Source organism: Saliphagus sp. LR7 (genome assembly GCF_003344565.1).
GTDB classification, from domain to species: domain Archaea; phylum Halobacteriota; class Halobacteria; order Halobacteriales; family Natrialbaceae; genus Saliphagus; species Saliphagus infecundisoli.
In genome coordinates, this window is the sequence record NZ_QPND01000003.1 from 364002 (window position 1) to 381418 (window position 17417).

General features: G+C 60.2%; 21 protein-coding genes and 5 pseudogenes. 14 read left to right on the plus strand and 12 right to left on the minus strand.

Going from position 1 to position 17417, the window contains the following annotated elements; genetic code table 11:
* Window positions 1–109: 109 nt before the first annotated feature.
* The 4 genes and pseudogenes from DVH23_RS06665 to DVH23_RS24525 form a co-directional block, all read left to right on the plus strand.
* Entirely contained in the window at window positions 110–499 is a 390-nt protein-coding gene (locus DVH23_RS06665) for a hypothetical protein (RefSeq protein ID WP_114576656.1), read from the plus strand.
* Window positions 500–591: 92 nt separating this feature from the next.
* The gene (locus tag DVH23_RS06670; RefSeq protein WP_114576657.1) at window positions 592–789 is read left to right on the plus strand and encodes a DUF4177 domain-containing protein; all 198 of its coding nucleotides are present in this window, start codon (window positions 592–594) and stop codon (window positions 787–789) included.
* Between the two features lie 259 nt (window positions 790–1048).
* Entirely contained in the window at window positions 1049–1435 is a 387-nt protein-coding gene (locus tag DVH23_RS06680; RefSeq protein ID WP_114576658.1) for a helix-turn-helix domain-containing protein, read from the plus strand.
* A 74-nt stretch (window positions 1436–1509) separates the two neighbouring features.
* Window positions 1510–1772, plus strand: a pseudogene (locus DVH23_RS24525) (ArsR family transcriptional regulator); the annotation flags it as partial.
* An 82-nt stretch (window positions 1773–1854) separates the two neighbouring features.
* Here the strand turns inward: DVH23_RS24525 and DVH23_RS24530 are convergent.
* The 4 genes and pseudogenes from DVH23_RS24530 to DVH23_RS06705 all read right to left on the minus strand — a co-directional run.
* Window positions 1855–2410 (minus strand): annotated as a pseudogene (locus tag DVH23_RS24530) (hypothetical protein); the annotation flags it as partial.
* 126 nt (window positions 2411–2536) lie between these two features.
* Window positions 2537–3325 carry an HpcH/HpaI aldolase/citrate lyase family protein gene (locus DVH23_RS06695; protein ID WP_114576754.1) on the minus strand — a complete coding sequence of 263 codons (789 nt, stop codon included), beginning with the start codon at window positions 3323–3325 and terminating at the stop codon, window positions 2537–2539.
* A gap of 36 nt (window positions 3326–3361) precedes the next feature.
* A pseudogene (locus DVH23_RS06700) lies at window positions 3362–3500 on the minus strand (IS5/IS1182 family transposase); the annotation flags it as partial.
* 77 nt (window positions 3501–3577) lie between these two features.
* Complete coding sequence (locus DVH23_RS06705; RefSeq protein ID WP_114576659.1) at window positions 3578–4015, minus strand: hypothetical protein; 438 nt, start codon at window positions 4013–4015, stop codon at window positions 3578–3580.
* A 263-nt stretch (window positions 4016–4278) separates the two neighbouring features.
* On the opposite strand from DVH23_RS06705, the gene DVH23_RS06710 reads away from it, so the two are divergent.
* The 4 genes from DVH23_RS06710 to DVH23_RS06725 all read left to right on the plus strand — a co-directional run bounded on the left by DVH23_RS06710 (window position 4279) and on the right by DVH23_RS06725 (window position 6858).
* Window positions 4279–4701, plus strand: a complete 423-nt coding sequence (locus tag DVH23_RS06710; protein ID WP_114576660.1) for a hypothetical protein — start codon at window positions 4279–4281, stop codon at window positions 4699–4701.
* 611 nt (window positions 4702–5312) lie between these two features.
* Window positions 5313–6005, plus strand: coding sequence for a bacterio-opsin activator domain-containing protein (locus DVH23_RS06715; RefSeq protein ID WP_114576661.1), 693 nt, complete (start codon window positions 5313–5315; stop codon window positions 6003–6005).
* Between the two features lie 71 nt (window positions 6006–6076).
* Window positions 6077–6406, plus strand: coding sequence for a hypothetical protein (locus DVH23_RS06720; RefSeq protein WP_114576662.1), 330 nt, complete (start codon window positions 6077–6079; stop codon window positions 6404–6406).
* Window positions 6407–6663: 257 nt separating this feature from the next.
* On the plus strand, window positions 6664–6858 hold the full coding sequence (locus DVH23_RS06725) for a hypothetical protein (RefSeq protein ID WP_198667862.1): 195 nt from the start codon (window positions 6664–6666) through the stop codon (window positions 6856–6858).
* A gap of 121 nt (window positions 6859–6979) precedes the next feature.
* On the opposite strand, the gene DVH23_RS06730 is transcribed toward DVH23_RS06725, so the two are convergent.
* The 4 genes from DVH23_RS06730 to DVH23_RS24165 all read right to left on the minus strand — a co-directional run bounded on the left by DVH23_RS06730 (window position 6980) and on the right by DVH23_RS24165 (window position 9987).
* Window positions 6980–8104: an MBL fold metallo-hydrolase gene (locus DVH23_RS06730; protein ID WP_114576664.1), complete on the minus strand. Its 1125-nt coding sequence runs from the start codon at window positions 8102–8104 to the stop codon at window positions 6980–6982.
* A gap of 186 nt (window positions 8105–8290) precedes the next feature.
* Window positions 8291–8698, minus strand: a complete 408-nt coding sequence (locus tag DVH23_RS06735) for a helix-turn-helix domain-containing protein (RefSeq protein WP_114576665.1) — start codon at window positions 8696–8698, stop codon at window positions 8291–8293.
* 102 nt (window positions 8699–8800) lie between these two features.
* Complete coding sequence (locus DVH23_RS06740) at window positions 8801–9841, minus strand: sulfite exporter TauE/SafE family protein (RefSeq protein ID WP_114576666.1); 1041 nt, start codon at window positions 9839–9841, stop codon at window positions 8801–8803.
* The gene (locus DVH23_RS24165) at window positions 9841–9987 is read right to left on the minus strand and encodes a hypothetical protein (protein WP_198667863.1); all 147 of its coding nucleotides are present in this window, start codon (window positions 9985–9987) and stop codon (window positions 9841–9843) included. The genes DVH23_RS06740 and DVH23_RS24165 overlap by 1 nt, the downstream gene beginning before the upstream one ends.
* Before the next feature lie 354 nt (window positions 9988–10341).
* On the opposite strand from DVH23_RS24165, the pseudogene DVH23_RS06745 reads away from it, so the two are divergent.
* Window positions 10342–11180 (plus strand): annotated as a pseudogene (locus DVH23_RS06745) (universal stress protein).
* A 97-nt stretch (window positions 11181–11277) separates the two neighbouring features.
* On the opposite strand, the gene DVH23_RS06750 reads toward DVH23_RS06745, so the two are convergent.
* The 4 genes from DVH23_RS06750 to DVH23_RS06765 are packed head-to-tail and all read right to left on the minus strand — an operon-like array spanning window position 11278 to window position 14657.
* On the minus strand, window positions 11278–12450 hold the full coding sequence (locus DVH23_RS06750; protein WP_114576667.1) for an inorganic phosphate transporter: 1173 nt from the start codon (window positions 12448–12450) through the stop codon (window positions 11278–11280).
* A 41-nt stretch (window positions 12451–12491) separates the two neighbouring features.
* A complete protein-coding gene (locus DVH23_RS06755) occupies window positions 12492–12953 on the minus strand; it encodes a DUF6691 family protein (protein ID WP_114576668.1) in 462 nt (153 codons plus the stop codon).
* Between the two features lies 1 nt (window position 12954).
* Window positions 12955–13458, minus strand: a complete 504-nt coding sequence (locus tag DVH23_RS06760) for a YeeE/YedE family protein (protein WP_232833709.1) — start codon at window positions 13456–13458, stop codon at window positions 12955–12957.
* A gap of 5 nt (window positions 13459–13463) precedes the next feature.
* The gene (locus tag DVH23_RS06765) at window positions 13464–14657 is read right to left on the minus strand and encodes an MBL fold metallo-hydrolase (protein ID WP_114576669.1); all 1194 of its coding nucleotides are present in this window, start codon (window positions 14655–14657) and stop codon (window positions 13464–13466) included.
* A 242-nt stretch (window positions 14658–14899) separates the two neighbouring features.
* Between DVH23_RS06765 and DVH23_RS06770 the strand changes: the two genes are divergently transcribed.
* The 5 genes and pseudogenes from DVH23_RS06770 (at window position 14900) to DVH23_RS06795 (ending at window position 17190) form a co-directional block, all read left to right on the plus strand.
* Window positions 14900–15148 carry a sulfurtransferase TusA family protein gene (locus DVH23_RS06770; protein ID WP_114576670.1) on the plus strand — a complete coding sequence of 83 codons (249 nt, stop codon included), beginning with the start codon at window positions 14900–14902 and terminating at the stop codon, window positions 15146–15148.
* Entirely contained in the window at window positions 15145–15756 is a 612-nt protein-coding gene (locus tag DVH23_RS06775; protein WP_114576671.1) for a DsrE/DsrF/DrsH-like family protein, read from the plus strand. The genes DVH23_RS06770 and DVH23_RS06775 overlap by 4 nt, the downstream gene beginning before the upstream one ends.
* Before the next feature lie 47 nt (window positions 15757–15803).
* Window positions 15804–16019 (plus strand): annotated as a pseudogene (locus tag DVH23_RS06780) (HalOD1 output domain-containing protein); the annotation flags it as partial.
* Window positions 16020–16523: 504 nt separating this feature from the next.
* The gene (locus DVH23_RS06790; RefSeq protein WP_114576674.1) at window positions 16524–16895 is read left to right on the plus strand and encodes a transcriptional regulator; all 372 of its coding nucleotides are present in this window, start codon (window positions 16524–16526) and stop codon (window positions 16893–16895) included.
* A 1-nt stretch (window position 16896) separates the two neighbouring features.
* Complete coding sequence (locus DVH23_RS06795; RefSeq protein WP_114576675.1) at window positions 16897–17190, plus strand: hypothetical protein; 294 nt, start codon at window positions 16897–16899, stop codon at window positions 17188–17190.
* The last annotated feature ends 227 nt before the right edge of the window (window positions 17191–17417 follow it).

The following is a 17417-nucleotide window of genomic DNA, read 5'->3' on the forward strand; positions in this document are numbered from 1 at the left end:
GGACTCACTTGAGCCCTCCGTTCTCCCGGCAGGATCACCGCATTCGGGGGGTTTCCGAGCGGACTGCCATCCGTGGAGTAATAAGGGTCGCTCGCGGACGGACCCCCACATGGATACGACGCGGAACGCCTCGACTGCGGTCTTCGTTGTCGCCGCCCTGGTCGTCATGGGCGGCTGTCTCACCGTCTCTCCGACCGTCGAAACTGGCGACTCGGACACCTTCCGAAACGTTACGACCGACAACCAGTGGGGGACGTCGTCGGTCCAGGCGACCGTCACGTTCTCGTCCTCGGCGACGACGGCCGACGGAGTGAGCCGGGTGAACGTCATCACGGAGAGCGGCGGCTCCTTTTACTCGACGACCCTCGACGCCGGACAGACGACGGTCTCGCTTCCGCTGCCGACCGGAGCGCCCGCGACGCTGTACGCGGTCAACACCACCAGCGGGAGCGTCGTGGCCACACAGAACGTGACGGTCGAGGGCTCGACGATCCCGTAGCCCTCCCGTCGCTCGAGGGACGATCCGTGCGACGACCGCGACCGACGGAGATCGGAAGCAGTTATACGACTCCCCGCTCCGTATTTCATCGAATGAGTGAACGAACCGACGACCACTGGGAGTACGAGACCTTGCGAGTCCCTCGCGGCGAGGTGAAAAAGGAGTCCGTAGACCCCAAAGCGGAGATCAACGACCTGGCGAGCGACGGCTGGCGACTCGTCGAGACGGTCGACTACACGGGTGGGGGAACGAAGTTCCTGATCTTCGAACGCCCGGTTGGAGACGCATGATGAAAGTCTCGAGAAAGCCTGCGTCCTGTCTAAGAAGGAGTGAAAACGATGAGCAGTGGATCACCGGTGCATCCTGAAGTGCTGGCTATCGGCTTTTCGAGAGGGTGAGCGTCGTCTGTCGCCAATCCTCTTCCTGATGATTCCCGAGACCAAGGAAACTGTATGAGTGTAATTGCCGAGTTCACCGTCAAGGCGGATGACTTCGCTCTCCACCACGCGCTGACCAGTGCGCCGGATATGATCGTCGAAATGGAACGAGATGGTTACAACTGTACTGGATCTACTCACGGTAGAAGAAAGTACGATCACTTCTGCACACGCAACCAGTGGAGGATGGACGCTGCGCTTGCTCTTCCCAACTCGTGAAGCAGTCTCACAGACCCATGACCACTACCAAGACCACGGAATCGGCTTTGAGATACACAGGGTATATGCCATCAAGGAGGATCGAAACGGACGGTTCGGCCTAACAGAAAACCAGTACGAGATGATGATTGCCGCGTTCGACGGTGGATATTACGACATTCCTCGCGGAGCTGCTCTGGAAGAGTTAGCAAACGAGTTTGACGTCTCCCACCAAGCAGCTTCTGAGTGTTTACGCCGCGCCCATACCAGCCTTGTGGAAAATACGATCGCTCTTCCGTAGGAGATTGTTGAGACAGTTCGGTTCGTCACTGGCTGCGTCGAGATCGGGGTGTAGAGCAGTTCATAATCCATAGCTCAACTCTTAACCTCAACACGCGGCTGCCAGTACTCGAGGATTACTGCCTCGTGCGGAAGATCGGGACAGCAGAACGCTCGGGACTGTACGAAGTCACTTCGGCAGGAAAGTTACTCTGATCTATCAATATCAGTACGGCGAGGTTGACGATTTCGATGCACTGCTTGATGGCCCGACCCCAGAACAGGACCAGTCCAGTGCGTCGGCAGAGACCGCGCTCGTTCGCGGAGACGGTGACGACCCTGAACCCGACGACGAGTAACTCCGTTTACAGCGTTGGCCCCAGTGGAGCCCGGAATTCTTGACTTGATATCAGTACGTGAAGTGCGTACAATGGGCGAGGGTTACGAGCGTGTGCCGACCTCGTTCCCCGGACTGAACTCGATTAGTTCCTCGATCCGGTCCTCGAGTTCGTCGACTTCCTCACGGAAATCCTTGGCTTCAGCCTCGTCGCTCAACGCAAGCTGATCTTTGAGTCCCTGGGCCGGGTTTCTTTGGTCTCCTCGTCGACGTCGGCTTTGCGGACGTACTCACTCTCTCCGATCTCGTAGACCGCCGAGTCGGCGAGTTCGGTCACATCGAGTGCGTCGTCGACTTTCTCGCGATTGACGGCCATGACACGTTCACGGGGGATGCCCTCGTCTTCGAGCCCGCGGAGGACTTCGTCGTCGTTTTTGAGCGATTGATTCCGGCGGGTCGTCCGCTGGACCGCGCCGTACTGTCTATGGACCGACTGGTCGTGGTGAAGGCGGTCGAGAAGTACTTCACGAACCCCCGTTGAAGATCGCCCACGCTCTGTTGGATATCTGAGAGCAGTGTGTAGAGGTTGATGAGTACGGGTGTCTCCCATTCGTCGAACACAGTGGGATCACGACGCTCGAACGTATCGATCGACAAGAGCATACTTCTCGAAATCAGCTTCAGCTGTCGGAGCTGAAGTGAGAACCTGGTGAATTCACCAGCCGGTCGCCACGGAGAGATCTGAGACCGGGCGGAAGCGGGGGATACGCGGCGGTACCAACTCGTCTACGCCTCTTCGTAGTCGTCCAGCCACGATCGCACGACGCTCTGCAGTGCGCCGGTCGTACTCCCTAGATTCAGTATCTGGTACCCCGCGTTCGCCTTCTCGTTGACGTCGTCCATCCCAAAGCCGAGACCGCCGAGGGGAACGTCGGCCTTGAGCGCGGCCTCCCGGATCTCTTCGACGTGTTCCTCGACCTCGTCGTGGGTCGGCTCACCGGGGTGGCCTAGCGACACCGCAAGATCGAGTGGGCCGGCGAAAACGAACCCCAGTTCGGGGACAGCGAGGATCTCCGCTATATTCGCTACGGCGGTCGGGTTCTCGATCGTCACGCCGAGGACGACCTCCTCGTCCTCGGTGCCAGCGTAGTCGTCGGTCGTCCCCCAGCGGCTCGCTCGCGGGCTCGCGAAGCCGCGTTTACCGGGCTCCCCGTCGTATTCGAATCGCGAGGCCTCGACCGCTCGCCGCACCTCGTCGGCGGACTCGATCCGCGAGACGAACAGGTTTCTGACGCCTGCGTCCAGAGCTTTCCGAATCGTGCCGGGATCGGGTTCGGGCAGCCGAACGAGCAGTTCAGTTCCCCCGACGTCGGCAGCCCGGAGTAGGTCCTCGATGCGGTGGCCGTTCCACGGACTCGGCCCTGCGTGCTCGAGGTCGATCCAGACGAAATCGAGGCCGAGTTCGCCGTAGAACTCGACCAGGCTCGGATCGTACGCGTTCTCGAGGATGCCGAGCGCGACGGCGTCGTCCGCGAGTATCCGTTGGAGATCGTTAGTACGTGGTGACGTCGCCATGAGGGAGAGACCACTGGAAAGTGAATAAAGGTTCGCTCGATACCAGCTTCGCGCACATACGGCGTCACCGAGCGTGCGCTTGATCACCGAGAAGAACGTATCAGACAACGCTCTTTGACCAGAGAGCTCCCTCAATCCGCGCGTTATGCGCGTGATTGATGGGACGGAGAATGCGAGTGCGGCGAGTTGTGCCGAAACAGGCGCCGTGGGTGCTGCTACCGGAACGTGCGGCGGCGCTGGCGGCGTCTGACGCTACAGGCGGCCACTTCCGATGTAGGCGAGTCCGAGACTCCCTCCAATTATCAGAATACTAAAAGCAGAGCTTGGAAGTGATAGAAACTCTTCCCCGAAGCTCCCCACCACTAGTACTGCGACAGCGAGAAGCGTCATCAGCGGATGTGCAGCCAGTTGCTGAACAAAGACTCGAAGTGTCCAGTAAACCATCTCCGCCTTGGATTTGACCGCGTCCCCCAAGGGACGGTTTCCATCCGGATTCTCGGCTGGATCAAATCCGTTGAGTTCGTCATATCTGACTGTCATGATTTCGCCGGTATTGACCCGTTGACCGTCGGGGTCCCCGACTCTGAGGAGCGTTACATCTTCTTCGCTGATGCCAACCACTCGGTAAACCCCATCCACAGAATCAGTGTCAGTCGAAGAGTAATGATCGTACACTGATGGAGAAGGCATTGTTAAGCGATTGTGTTACTCCATGAATATAACTTCTGAGTCCGGAGACGACACCGCTCACTCAATCGTTGCTGGAGTGTACTAATGAAGAGCATCAATAATGTCGGTAACGACACTTGCGCTCAGGTTCCCCTGATCCCGGTCAAGGTCGCTGTATTTGATGGATGTCACATACCTACCATGGCAGAATAAAATAGTCTGACGCTCGCCGGAGTGTGAAAAATCCTGACAATATTTATACTACAACAGGATAAAAACTCGATATGACCGAATGGGGGCAGCATCCGTCTGAAATGACCAATAGACGACTGTTATTCTGGATCGGGATCGGACTATTCGGTATGCTCTCCCCACTAGTGCAACTGTGGGAGACCAATAGCATTTCATGGATTTCACTCGGAGTGGGGATGTTCACGTCAGTAGTCGTATTCAGCGAGTATGCCTCCAGCACTAAGCTGGGTCAAATGATCGATGATTGGTGGGACCGAATCGGCATTGGTGGCCGATTCCTCGTGCTAGTCACGGTTACAGCGATCGTATGGGGAGTCATCTGGGTGTTCAGGCCACCGACCGTCCCCATCCATAGCTTCGCACTGGGGATGTTTGTCGGATTGACTGCCAAGGTCGGATTTGTCCTCCTAAAGCGGACAGCAATCAACGGCCAGCAGGCAGACGGTGGATGCTGAAGAAGGTTCGAGAAGCGTTCGAGGGAACTTTGGAACCGAGTGCTCGGCCTTGTGAACTTCATGGTAGGATAAAACAGCACTTTTCTCCCCATCGACGTCCTCCGTAGGGACTCAACCACTGCACTCCATGTTTCGACCACTGTAGACAGAGAGCCGACAAGAAGCGCGACCCCATAGGACATTGTGCAACAGGATCTTTCTGTGAAAGGCGGAACGTTGCACAAGGCGTGCCACCGTTACGACTATTATCCAGGACGAATGACACATATCTACACGGCCGCTCGAGGCCGTACTACTACCAAAGGCACGTCACGGGCGGAATGTCTCACCCGGCCCCCACCCGCTCATGCTCTCTGTGTGGCGATAAGCAGCGGCGTCGCCCTAGTCCACTGCACTAATTTGGGCTTAGTCTCACTAAGCCGATCGTTACCTTCCAGTGCGAATTGACCGACAGCTCTTCGGACCGCAAGAAGAATCTCTCTTGAGCAGTCACCCCTCTTGAAGGACCAGATAGCTGGAGACGGTAGATTGACTTCGAAAGGATAACGGATGAAGACCCAGGTGGGCTTGAAAATGCAAGTTCTCAAGTGAGATGAGTGCGAATCATATGCATGACTGGAACTATAGCAGAATTGAGAGTTGATCTCGAAGACTTCGCCCTTAAACATTCACTCGAGACAGTGACTGGCCTCAGTTGTCAGGTCGAGCGAGTCGTTGCTACTGATCCAGAGACACTCATGCCGTTTCTCTGGGTTGAGGCACCACAGTCAGCACTCACTAAACTTGAGGACGCATTCGCAACCGACGACACGATCGCCCAAGTCGACTGTATCACGGATCTCGACGAGGAACGCTTGTACCAAATGCAGTGGGTGGATAATGTTGATCTCCTCGTACAGATCTTCGTCGAAGAAGACGGGACGGTCCTGTCAGCTTCGGGAACCGCTGAGGGATGGCATCTCCGCCTGCTCTTCCCGACTCGTGATGCGCTGTCACGAACCCACAATTATTGTCGCTCGAACGGGATCGACTGTGAACTCCTTACCATCTATAACGTCGATGAGGGCCGACGGGGCCGGTTCGGTCTCACGGATGCTCAACAGGACACGATGACGGCCGCCTTCAAACGCGGCTATTATGAGATTCCTCGCGAACTCAATACCGAGGAGTTGGCCGCAGAATTTGATATTTCTCATCAAGCACTCTCCGAGCGCCTTCATCGTGGACATAAAGCTCTCGTGAAAAACACGCTCATGATTGGGCCCCGAGGCACCAACGGTGACCGGGAAATTCAAACCCAGTAATCGCACTGACCGGTACCCGACCTCCCCTGAACGCAACACCATTTTACTTGACGCTCTCATAGCTGACGGAGATGGCAGACGATACTGACGACCGACATAACCAAGAGAACGACGAGGAGAAGAGCCGACGAGAGCTCAGGAAAGAACGTGATCGGGAAGACGAACCCGATCCCGTCCACGAAGATCCCGCCCAGAGACTTGGTGATCTCGATGAGAAACTCGAACATCATGACTATCCGACGACGACAGAGGAGCTCATCGACGCTTACGGTGACCAAGAACTCGAATCACAGGATGGGACAGTACCCCTCACAGAGATCCTTGATCCGATCGACAACGAAATGTACGAATCTGCCGATGGCGCCCGAAGCCGCATCCAGGGGCTAATACACCGCGGGTGAGTGCTCTCACCGACCCCTATCTCGATCGATCGTAACTTCCGGTACTGAGAACGTTGTGAGTGGCTATTGATGGACGGGGACTCAACCAAAGTGTTCCTTCCGAATCCGAACGACTGCTTCGAGCGACTTCGTCGTGCCGAAGTGGGCGCGACGGCGTCATAAGTCTGCTATCGGAGAGCGATCCAGGTATCCGGAAGAATTGAGAGAATCTTGAAAGGGATAGAATCACACGCCCAACCGCCGAACCACGCAATCGTATGATGGAGTCACCTCGCGGGCGGGAGTACCGCGCGATCGAGCCGCCGACTGAGCTGACCAAACGCGAGTCGGCGAACCCCGAGGCGCGGATGACCGAACTCGGCCGCGAGGGGTGGCGCCTCGTCGAGACGGTCTCCTACGACGGCGGCGGCACCAAGTTCCTGATCTTCGAACGCTCGGTTGGAGACGAATAACGAGTACCCGATCGTTCCTCTCTTGGAGAGTCCTTGCGAAGATTTTTCAATAAACCAACTAAAATCCGGCTCGCTTAAAACAAGTGATCACGGGGAATGAAGAACATTACCAATGAGGTCATCAGTTCGCGGCGCAGTTGTTCGGGCCGAGTTCGAGGGACTCGACGTCGCCGCCGGGCTGTTCTTTCCCCCAGTTGATCCGTTTGATCTCGTTGTAGTTGGCCGGTTCGTCGGCGAGGCTTTCGACGATGGCCTCGACGAACGCCTCCTCGTCGTCCTCGGCGACATAACTCAGGAGTTCGTTGGTCGTCTCCTCGCGGAGGTCGGCGAGTACGGTCGCAAGTGGGCGAATCGATTCGTCACTGAAGTGGCCGGGAAGCACCACGAGATCGTCATCGAGGTCGGTCAGCGTGTCGAGACTGTCGAACAGTTGACTCGCGGCGGTCCGAACGGCCTCCTCCGAACCGTCCTCGAGGTCGGGACGACCAACGCTGCGGAGGAACAGGGTATCGCCCGAGAGGAGCGCGTCGCCGAACAGGAAGGAGACGCTTCCGGGCGTGTGTCCCGGCGTATGGAGTACCTCGAGCTCGCGCGCTCCGACCGTGATCGACTCGCCGTCAGCGAATGCTGTTACGTTCTCGAGGTCGCCGGCGTCCTCTTCGTGGAGGTAGTAGGGAACGTCGAGTTCGCCGGCGAGCCGGCGGGCACCCGAGACGTGGTCGGCGTGGGCGTGCGTATCCGCGACGCCGACGATCTCGAGGTCCCGCTCGTCGGCCGCGTTCAAATACTGGTCGACGTACTGGCTCGGGTCGACGACGACGGCTTCGTCGCCGTCGGAAACGAGATACGAGAGACAGCCCGTTCCGGGGCGAACGATCTGGACGACGCCGTCGGCACCTTCGAGGTCGTACTCCCGGTGGACGCGGCCCCAGCCGTTCATGCCGTCGTCGATCGTTCTCGCGTCGAACCCGTGGCCGCGGAGGAACTCCGCAGCCCGCGCGGACGTGATTCCGGCGACACAGATGACTGCGATTTCCGTCTCCGTCGGAAGCTCGTCCAGATGGTCCTCGAGCGTCGAGAAATCGTGCTCAAGGAGTTCGTCGTAGATCGGGAGGTTCGTACTCCCCTCGATTTGCCACTCCTCGTAATCATCCTCGTTTCTGACGTCGAGGATGAAGAGGTCGTCCGCATCGTTCTCATCGATACGCCGCGCGACCTCTGCAGGGGCGAGTTTAGTATTGCTCATCACACCCAATTCTATGGGATAGTATGTATTAAATCCGTTGGTAGATGGCTGTTTAATGCCATAAATGGTGTGGAAAGAACACGCCTCACGATCATTGCCATCAGAAACAGCAGTTCTATACCGAACCTGAAGAGGCAGAGAAACGAGTTCTACTGAGGGTGTATCGACGAAACCACTAGACGCGCCCTATCCCTGAGCGGGAACTTCGGTATCGATGTCGGCCTGGTCGTACTTGTCCTCAAACTCCTGGATGAGCTGGCCCATCTTCGCGTACCAGTCGTTGAGCATCCGCTGCATGTCGTTCGCGATCTGATCCGGATCCGTCGGGGAGTAGACGTGGTAGTAGCCGCCCTGGTCGTAGTTGATCTGTTCTTTCTGGATGAACCCGCTCTGGAGCAGTCGCTGGATCGATCGGTACGCGGTCGAGCGCTCGCGGTCGACCCGGTCTGCGACCTCGTCGATCGTCAGCGCCTCCTCGCTCTCGACCAGCACGCGGAAACACTCCTTGTCGAGTTGCTTGAGCCCGTGGATACACTCCAGCAACCCCTCACATTCCATGTCCTGCTGTAGTTGCTCCGCCATCGAGTTTGCCATCGTACTGTTCCAGTATAGGGATCGTGCCGGTATAAGGGTTGTGTGAATATTGCGCAATCTCGATTTGATCGATCGAAACAGGACAACCAACGGATTACAGGATCAGTCTACTGCGGTCGTGTAGACACTGGTTTGTGCCCGCATCGTTGCGACGGTGCTATAGATCACGGCGCCGCCGACCGCGAATGCCGAAAGCACGATCAGGGCAAAACCGACCGTGTTGAATGCCTCGATCCCGAAGTAATCGCCGGCCTGCTGGAACGCCACGGCAACCGATCCACCCAGGAGCATCACTCCGAAGTAGATCTTGATGTCGTCCTCGTTGACGATGTTCGTCGCCGCCGACCCGATCCGAGCGCCGAGCGCACTCCCCGCGAGCAACGGCGCGACGATCGAGAGGTCCACTCCACCGTTGAGCCCATAGGTGAACGCACCGAACCCGCCCGAGAAGACGATCTCGAACAAGTCGGTTCCGACTGCTACCGGGACTGGTACCCCGATGAGGTAGAACAGCGCGGGCATCCGGATGAACCCGCCGCCGACGCCCAGGAATCCCGACAGGAGGCCAGTTGCGAACGCGACGCCCAGAACCATCCACAGCGAGACCTGGATCCCGCCCGCGATCGTCAGCATCGGTGGGATGCGATAGGACTGTATTTCCTTCGCGATATCCGGGATGTCGTCCGGGTCGATCTCGTCGTCGGCGCCATCGTGGGGGCCGCTCCCGGACGTGCCACCGCCATCGTTTGTGAGTGCGTTTCGGGTGACGAACGACCCGATCGCGCCAAGCAGGAGGACGTAGGTGACCCCGATAACGCCGCTTGCGAGGCCGAGCTCCTCGAGTCGATAGACGAGGAGACTCCCGACCTCGATCCCGGCTGTGGTCCCAGCGATCATCAGCCCCCCGAGTTTGTAATCGACCTGGCCGAGGTCGTGGTGTTTCAGCGTCGCGATGACGGCCGTCCCGAAGACGAACGCCATCCCGCTGCCGACTGCAACCCGGGCGGGATACCCCATTACGAGTAACGCGGGCGTGACGAGGAACGACCCGCCCATTCCGAAGAACCCGAACAGGACGCCGACCATGAAGCCGAAGCTCACGAACAGCACGAGCGTCGTGAGTGCGATTCCAAACGGGTCCATTATGCGTGTGTGATCCGATCGACGAGTGGCGTTGCGACTCGCTCGAGCGCACCGTATCCTACATGGAGGACGATCGCCTCGAGGAGAACGGCGCCGACGAGCGCAGCTGCCTGTACTGCTGACGAATACGCTGCGAGGTCGATCATTGGGATACCCCTCCGCCAGGGGGTTGTGTGCATATCATGGATTTCTACCCACTATCATCTAGCCGGAGATCTGGTTTAACGCTTTTGGGATTATTATACAATATTACTGCAATCTATCTTACGGCTATCCAACAGGGATATTTTGATACGTTATGTAGATATGAGGGGGCGGACGATTCCGGTCACCCTCACTCGGGCGCGGAGAACGGGACTATCGCTCGATGAGATCGAACCCATTACCTCTGACAGGTGACCGATAGGGATGTCATCACGATCGAACGAGGTCTGTACGGTGAATAGTCTGGAATAGTATTGCCCTATACGAACAATAGCACACAATCGACACCTACGAGTATAAACGCGATCCGCGCGACCGACCTCTCCGCCGCCAGCGAGGCGACGATCGAGAGCGAGATCTGCCTCGAGTGTCTCGGACGAATCGGCGTCGAGGAGATCCACCCCGTGACCGTGGTTCCGTCAGAACGTCCACGCGGGCATGCCCAGGATGGACTTCGAGGACCGGCGCGAACGGGCGCTGGCACGCTACCGTCGCATCATCGAAGGTACCGGCTTTGACGTCGAAGCGCACGTCGCCCGCGGCACGCCCCATCGACGAATCAACGGAGTCGCGGAGGCGGTCGGAGCCAACTTGACGGTCGTCGGTTCGCGCGGGCAGAGTCCCCTCGAGAACCGCGTTATCGGTTCGACCGCGCGGAACCTCGCGTGTACGACGGTCGTGTCGCTGCTCGTCAACCGGATCGAACGTGGAGCGGACGATCCGGACGTGCGCCGAGAACACCTGTTCCAGCGGATGCTCTACGCGACCGACTTCTCGGAGAACGCCGAGCAGGCGTTCGAGGCGTTCTCGTATCTCCGTCACGCGACCCGGGAGGCGACGCCGGTCCACGTCGAGACGTGGAAAAAAACCATCGCTATCGGACGGCGCCGATCCTGGCGCGTGACTCGTGGAGCTTTTGGCCCGACTCGAGAAGTGGGGGATCGAGACGCGAACCGAAATTCGTAGTGGCGATCCGGCCGACGAGATTCTCGCCCCAGAGGTGGAGTACGATCAGACGACGATTCTCGTCGGCTCGCGTAGCCACAGCCGACTCCGCCGGCCGTTGCTCGGCAGCGCCGAACACGTCGTCGCCCGGGCGAACGGGAACGTCATGCTCGTTCCGCCGGAACGCTGAGGACGGCGCTTCATCGAACCGAGCGGATGGGCCGCCGGCGTCCGCGAGCGGCGTTCGACCGGATCCGCCCACGCGGGACCGATCCCGTCGGTGATCGTCACGCGTTCAGGAGGAACATCGACCCGTAGCCGAGGCCGAACGCGAGGACGAGCGAACCAATCCAGGCGGCGACGGTAAGTCCCAGCTTCCGGGGGCTCACGCCGTCCCCGCCAGTGACCGCGAGCCCGCTTCCGATGATTGCGCTCACGATGATCTCGTTGAACGAGACCGGCACGCCCAGCAGGACTGCGGTCTGTGCGATGAGAAACGAGGGAACGAGCGTCGAGATCGATCGGCGCGGTCCCAGCGACGCGTACTCCCGGGAGATCGACTTGATCATTCGGGGTGCACTCGTCCAGGAGCCGACGAGGATCCCGACGCCACCGCCGAGCAACACTACGATCGGCGACACCGTCGGCACCTCCTCGAGGAGCGGGAACAGTGGTCCGACGGCCAGCCCGACCTGACTCGCGCCCGCCGAGAACGCCACGAGGGCGCCAAGCGAGAGCAGGAACCGGCGCAAACCGCCGGTCTGATCGCGACCGACGTCCCAGCGAACGACGGCCCCAACGATGACGCCGACGCCGAGCGAGAGTGCAGCTGTGACGGCGGTGCCGCCGACGGGAACCAGCGTGGCCGCGGCGGTAGCGACCGTTCCACCGACCGACGAGAGAAACGAGAACTCGAGGTTCGCGACCACTATGCCGACGATCCCAGCAAGGAGCGGAACGCTGACGTCCTCGGGGACGCCGGGTCGCAGGAGGATGCTGGCGAGCCCGTAGGCGATGCCGCCGCCCACGAACGGCGTCAGTATCCAGACTGCGCCAATTTCGGCGTACTTCCCCCAGGCAGGATCGCCACCCAGTGCGAACCCAACGCCGACGACCGAACCGGTCACCGTGAACGCGGTCGCGATCGGGTAGCCCGTGTAGATCCCGATCGTCATCAGCCCGCTCCCGATCAGCAAGACGACGATGACGCCGATGGTGGGGAGCGTGACGCCCTCGACGAGCCCGGTGCCGACGGCCTCGGAGACGCTTCCGCCCTGGGCCACCGCGCCGGCGAAGCCGAGGATCCCGACGAGAAACGCCGCACGCATCGTCGAGATGGCGTTCGCGCCGACCGCCGGCGCGAACGGGGTCGCGCCGCTCGAGCCGGCGCCGATCACCCAGGCCATGAACAGGCTCGCGATGGCCGCGGCGATGAACAGCAGTATCGTTACGGGGTCCATGAATGGGAAGCTGTAGTGACGTTCTCGAAATTCAGGGTGCGTTAATCGGCACCCGTCGAGCCGATGTCGGCTGCGGTGTGCCTGCTGCGCCACCAGCCCTGAAGGTAGGCACCGGCGAACATGCCACCGATCGCCCAGAGGATGGTGACGTTCCCGATCCCGACGCTGGCGTAGGCCGCGCCGGGGCAGATCCCCGAGAGGCCCCAGCCCACGCCGAATATCCCGCCGCCGATCAGGACGTTCCGGTCGAACGACTTCAGTCGCCGACCGTAGACGTCGCCCGTCAGCGGTGCGCGATCCCGGATCCGGGGCAAGACGGCGAAGGCGATGCCCGAGATAATCGCCGCGCCGAACATGACGAATACTAGCCCGAAGTCCTCGAACTGGAGGAAGTCCAAGACGACCTCCGGGCGGGCCATATGACTGTAGGCCAATCCGAATCCGAAGATCAGGCCGCCGACGAGGATCAGCGGCATGAACAGGGGATGACGATTGCTACTCATGTTATGGAGTCACCCCCGCGATCTGGACGAATTGTGCAGTGACGATCGCGACCGAGAGGAACGTGAGTACGCCGACGATCGACGTCCTCGAGGCCGAGCCGACGCCGCAGACGCCGTGACCCGACGTACAGCCCTTGCCGACCCGCGTGCCGATCCCGACGAGGACGCCGCCGACGAGCAGCCGCCAGGGCTGGACCTCGGTCGTCCACGCTCCGCCCTGCCAGACCACCGCATAGATCGCCCCGCCGAGGACGATCCCCAGCGTGAAGACGCCCCGCCAGTCCCGCGAACCGAGATACCGCTGGAACCGGGACTGGTCGGAGACGTAGGAGAGCGTCGACTCGAGGAACGTGCTCGCGCCCGCGGCGATCCCCGTCCCGAGGTAGATGGCAACCACGCCGAGCCCGACGAGCAACCCCCCGATCGCGTACCGGGAGATCCCGTTCGGAAACGCCTCGGCGGGCACCGCCTGGAGGAGTTCGGCGTGCAGTGTGATCTCGAGCACGATGATCAGTCACCCGCCAGCGAGTCCTGGCTGGCCGCGCAGTTGTTGGGGCCGAGCTCGAGTTCGAACGCCTCCTCGTCGTCGGTCTCTTGGCGGCCGAGATTCGTGGCGATGATCTCCTCGTAGTTGGCCGGACGGGGCGGCATGTCCGAGAGGATCAACTCGACGAACGCGTCTTCGTCCATCGACAGCCCGTCCATCTCCGCCTCGAGCCGGCCGATCGGTGCCGTGTAGGTTCCGTCGTCCGCAGGTTCGGCAGAGTCGCCGAAATGAGCGCCGCCGACGAGCGTGTCGTCGGGCAGGGCCAGCACGCGCTCCTGGAGCGACTCGTAGAGCTTGCGCGCCGCGTCTCCGGTACCCTCGTCGCCCCCCTCCAAGTCGGGGCGGGCGACGCTCTCGAGGAACAGCGTGTCGCCCGTCGCGAGCAGGGAGTCGTCGAGCAGGTAGGAGGTCATCCCCGAGGTGTGCCCGGGCGTCGAGACGGTCTCGACCGTGGCGTCGCCGACGACGAACTCGTCGCCGTCCACTGCGAGGCTCATCTCGTCCGCATACGTGAGGCCGCGGTCGACCGTCGCCTCGGGGATGACGCCTTCAACGCCTTCCGCAGCGAGATCCCGGATACCGGAGATGTGGTCCGCGTGGACGTGCGTGTCGAACGCGTATTTCAGTTCGGCACCCAGTTCCCCAGCGTCCTCGAGATACCGATCAGTGAACGCGCCCAGCGGATCGATCACGGCCGCCTCACTGCCGTCGACGAGCAGGTAACCGAGACAGCCACTCGAGGGGCGCTGGTACTGGTAGAGGCTCCCGCCCCCGTCGTAGCGTGCGACCTCGACACGCTCGTAGATGCGTGCCCAGCCGTTCATTCCGTCCTCAAGGTGATCGACGTCGTAGCCGCGCTCTGTCAGCGTCGCGGCGACGTATTCGCTCGACCCCCCTTTTGCACAGAGAACCGTGAGTTCTCGGTCATCGGGAATCCGCACAAGAACGTCCTCGTCGATTTCGCTGTCCAGGAACTCGAAGTACGGGATGTTGACCGACTCGACGGTCTCACCCTCGATCTTCCACTCGTCGTACTCCGATTCCATGCGGGTATCGAGGAGCGTCACGTTCTCGCCCGCGTCGATCTGACCCTTCAACTCGTTTGGACTGATCGATTCGACCTCGACGTCCGGCATTGGAAGATCCATGTCGTCCATGTTGTACACGTCCCAGTACCGACTGCTCGCACTTAAGAGTTTGCGTAGTATTCCCCTAAAAGCACAATATGGGATCGTCCAGTAGTCAATATAGATGGCTATTGCGTCCATATACGCGGACTATATCGAGTTCACCGGAACATGGATTAACCCCCTCTGTGTGTAGATTGCACAATAACCGTAGACCTTTTACGTGAGGCCATGATATTGTGTGGTAGCTCCAATACGGGGCACAATAAACAATGAGTTCGGATCACCGGATCACCGAGACGCTCGATGTGAAAGGCCAATCCTGCCCGATGCCGATCGTGAAGACCAAGCAGGCGATCGACGACCTCGAGGCCGGCGACGTTCTCGAGGTCGTCGCGACGGATTCGGGCAGCATGAGCGATGTTCGAGGATGGGCCGACGGCACCGCCGGCGTCGAACTCGTAGAACAGGTCGAGGACGACGACCTCTACACCCACTACGTGAAGAAAACGGAAGAATGAGCACGGACGAACCACCGACATCGGCTGACAACGTCGACGCACCAGCCGCCGAAACCGAGGACGAGATTGACGCCGAGGAGTTACGGGCGCTCCGTGAGCGCGTCGAGGTGCTGGAAGCGTCGCTCGCGGAGTCGGATGCGGGCGATGATGAGAAGAAGCTGACGATCGTCGCCACCCAAGGGACGTTCGATATGGCGTACCCGCCGCTGATCCTCGCGAGTACGGCGGCCGCCTTCGGCTGGGAGGTCGTCGTCTTCCACACGTTCTGGGGGCTCGACATCCTCCACGAGGAGAAGTCGAAAGAGCTCAAGCTGAGCGCCGTCGGCAATCCGAACATGCCGGTCCCGAACGCGCTCGCCGCGCTTCCCGGGATGGATACGGTGGCCACGAGGATGATGCAGCGGCGGATCGACGACAACGGGACTGCGACGATCGAGGAGTTGATCGACCTCTCGATCGAGAGCGGGGTCGATCTCCAGGCCTGCCAGATGACGATCGAGCTGATGGACTACGACGAGGAGGACTTCTACGACGGCGTCACGACAGGAGTTGGTGCAGCGACCGCGCTCAACCACATGGCCGACTCTGACGTTCAGTTATTAGTATAATGAGAGAGTCAGAGCTGGGAACATGATCCGGGTCCGATTCGAAACCACCGAGCATGCGCGTGCTCGAGGCGATCGCCGACCGCGAGGACCGCGAGCCGGCCGAGCTCGAGCCGCCGCTCTATGAAGCCGTGAATCCCGAGGCGTTAGACGACCTGTTCGCGCCGACCGGTGATGGAGACCCGTCTCGCCCGGAACGGGTGACGTTCCGATATCGAGGGTACGACGTGACCGCCCACGCGAGCGGCGACGTCGATCTGGCGTAGATTCGAGAACGTCCAGTGACTCGTCTATTGACGGACGATACGTATACTCGGGGGATCCCCACGAACTGGCGTCAGTTCCTTCTTCAGGTCGTGACGGTCTTTGCTGTCGGGCTCACGATGAGATCTCAGCGGAAATTCGTCCGATTTCATCGAAAGCAGACCACCCCGAACGCCCTGACGGGTGTCGGGGTAAACTCGTTCTCCGAAACATCATTACGATTCACGTCTACGCCGTCTCTGAGCAGGTCTGCGAGTGTCACGACCACCACTTACTCCGACCTGCTCACCTCTCAAACGCCTGCAACTAGACAGTGCCGTTTGAACTATGTTGTGGTCTGATGAACTATACTCTCGGGCGGTATTTCTTGCTCGGTAGCCTTATGACGTCGAAACGGGACTGGTGTGAATCCCGTCCGATAGCCATGGCCCCGAGGCGGCCCCGGCGACCGGCGACGCTAGTCGAGGCCACACCAGTTATAACGGCGCGTCCGAAACGGCCGATAGATGGTCCGGGACCCGGCCGGTGAGAGTTCGACGGTCGAAGAGGTCCTCGCCGCGCTCTACGACGACGACTGTCGGGCGATCGTTCGAAACCTGGAGGAACCCATGACCGCAAGCGAGATATCCGACGCGTGTAACGTCCCTCTCTCGACGACCTACCGGAAACTCGAGACGATGGTCGAGGCAACGCTTCTCGAGGAGTTGACCGAAATCAGATCCGACGGCCACCACACCACCCGGTATCGTCTCGATTTCGATCAAGTAACGGTTTCGGTCGACGACGACCGCCGCTTGGCGGTGGCGGTCTCGCGGCCGGCCCGGACACCTGACGAACGCCTCGCCGATATGTGGTCGGAAGTCAGCAGGGAGGCCTGAGATGGTTATTGAACCCTCCCCCGAGGTCGTCGCCGTCGGCCTGATCGTCGTCAAGACGCTCATGGTCGTGATGGGCGGAACCGTCACCTACTTCGCGTATAAGGCGTTCCGGCGCACCCGGAGTGGGCCACTGGGGCTGCTCGCCGCCGGCTTCGCGCTCGTCACCGTCGGAGGCGCCCTCGGCGGGTTCGCTTACGAACTGCTCGACGTCTCGCTCGCCTTCGGCGTCCTCGTCGAGGGGCTGTTCGTGCTCGCGGGCTTCTCGCTCATCGCCTACTCGCTAACGGCGGGCTGATCCCGTCCCGATCGACGGAGCGGCGATCCCTGGACCGATTCGGCTGCTGTTTAGTGATTCAACGGAGCCATTTCGACAGTATATACGGTCGATAGAGCCAGGGAACGTGTGGATCCATCGGAAACCGAATCCCCCGTATATATCGTTCCCAATCGGTGGGAATCATCGCCCAAGGGAGGTGCATGCTCGATGAAGGTCTAAGTATGAGCCCCGAAACGCAGTACGGA

What these genes read in the sequence shown, in the direction of transcription:
- DVH23_RS06765 (WP_114576669.1), bottom strand. Translation starts at nt 14,657, where the DNA reads ATGGACGACATGGATCTTCCAATGCCGGACGTCGAGGTCGAATCGATC.
- DVH23_RS06750 (WP_114576667.1), bottom strand. Translation starts at nt 12,450, where the DNA reads ATGGACCCCGTAACGATACTGCTGTTCATCGCCGCGGCCATCGCGAGC.
- DVH23_RS06735 (WP_114576665.1), bottom strand. Translation starts at nt 8,698, where the DNA reads ATGGCAAACTCGATGGCGGAGCAACTACAGCAGGACATGGAATGTGAG.
- DVH23_RS06755 (WP_114576668.1), bottom strand. Translation starts at nt 12,953, where the DNA reads ATGAGTAGCAATCGTCATCCCCTGTTCATGCCGCTGATCCTCGTCGGC.
- DVH23_RS24165 (WP_198667863.1), bottom strand. Translation starts at nt 9,987, where the DNA reads ATGATCGACCTCGCAGCGTATTCGTCAGCAGTACAGGCAGCTGCGCTC.
- DVH23_RS06770 (WP_114576670.1), top strand. Translation starts at nt 14,900, where the DNA reads ATGAGTTCGGATCACCGGATCACCGAGACGCTCGATGTGAAAGGCCAA.
- DVH23_RS06710 (WP_114576660.1), top strand. Translation starts at nt 4,279, where the DNA reads ATGACCGAATGGGGGCAGCATCCGTCTGAAATGACCAATAGACGACTG.
- DVH23_RS06775 (WP_114576671.1), top strand. Translation starts at nt 15,145, where the DNA reads ATGAGCACGGACGAACCACCGACATCGGCTGACAACGTCGACGCACCA.
- DVH23_RS06665 (WP_114576656.1), top strand. Translation starts at nt 110, where the DNA reads ATGGATACGACGCGGAACGCCTCGACTGCGGTCTTCGTTGTCGCCGCC.
- DVH23_RS06795 (WP_114576675.1), top strand. Translation starts at nt 16,897, where the DNA reads ATGGTTATTGAACCCTCCCCCGAGGTCGTCGCCGTCGGCCTGATCGTC.
- DVH23_RS06680 (WP_114576658.1), top strand. Translation starts at nt 1,049, where the DNA reads ATGGTTACAACTGTACTGGATCTACTCACGGTAGAAGAAAGTACGATC.
- DVH23_RS06695 (WP_114576754.1), bottom strand. Translation starts at nt 3,325, where the DNA reads ATGGCGACGTCACCACGTACTAACGATCTCCAACGGATACTCGCGGAC.
- DVH23_RS06720 (WP_114576662.1), top strand. Translation starts at nt 6,077, where the DNA reads ATGGCAGACGATACTGACGACCGACATAACCAAGAGAACGACGAGGAG.
- DVH23_RS06730 (WP_114576664.1), bottom strand. Translation starts at nt 8,104, where the DNA reads ATGAGCAATACTAAACTCGCCCCTGCAGAGGTCGCGCGGCGTATCGAT.
- DVH23_RS06740 (WP_114576666.1), bottom strand. Translation starts at nt 9,841, where the DNA reads ATGGACCCGTTTGGAATCGCACTCACGACGCTCGTGCTGTTCGTGAGC.
- DVH23_RS06725 (WP_198667862.1), top strand. Translation starts at nt 6,664, where the DNA reads ATGATGGAGTCACCTCGCGGGCGGGAGTACCGCGCGATCGAGCCGCCG.
- DVH23_RS06705 (WP_114576659.1), bottom strand. Translation starts at nt 4,015, where the DNA reads ATGCCTTCTCCATCAGTGTACGATCATTACTCTTCGACTGACACTGAT.
- DVH23_RS06790 (WP_114576674.1), top strand. Translation starts at nt 16,524, where the DNA reads ATGGTCCGGGACCCGGCCGGTGAGAGTTCGACGGTCGAAGAGGTCCTC.
- DVH23_RS06670 (WP_114576657.1), top strand. Translation starts at nt 592, where the DNA reads ATGAGTGAACGAACCGACGACCACTGGGAGTACGAGACCTTGCGAGTC.
- DVH23_RS06715 (WP_114576661.1), top strand. Translation starts at nt 5,313, where the DNA reads ATGACTGGAACTATAGCAGAATTGAGAGTTGATCTCGAAGACTTCGCC.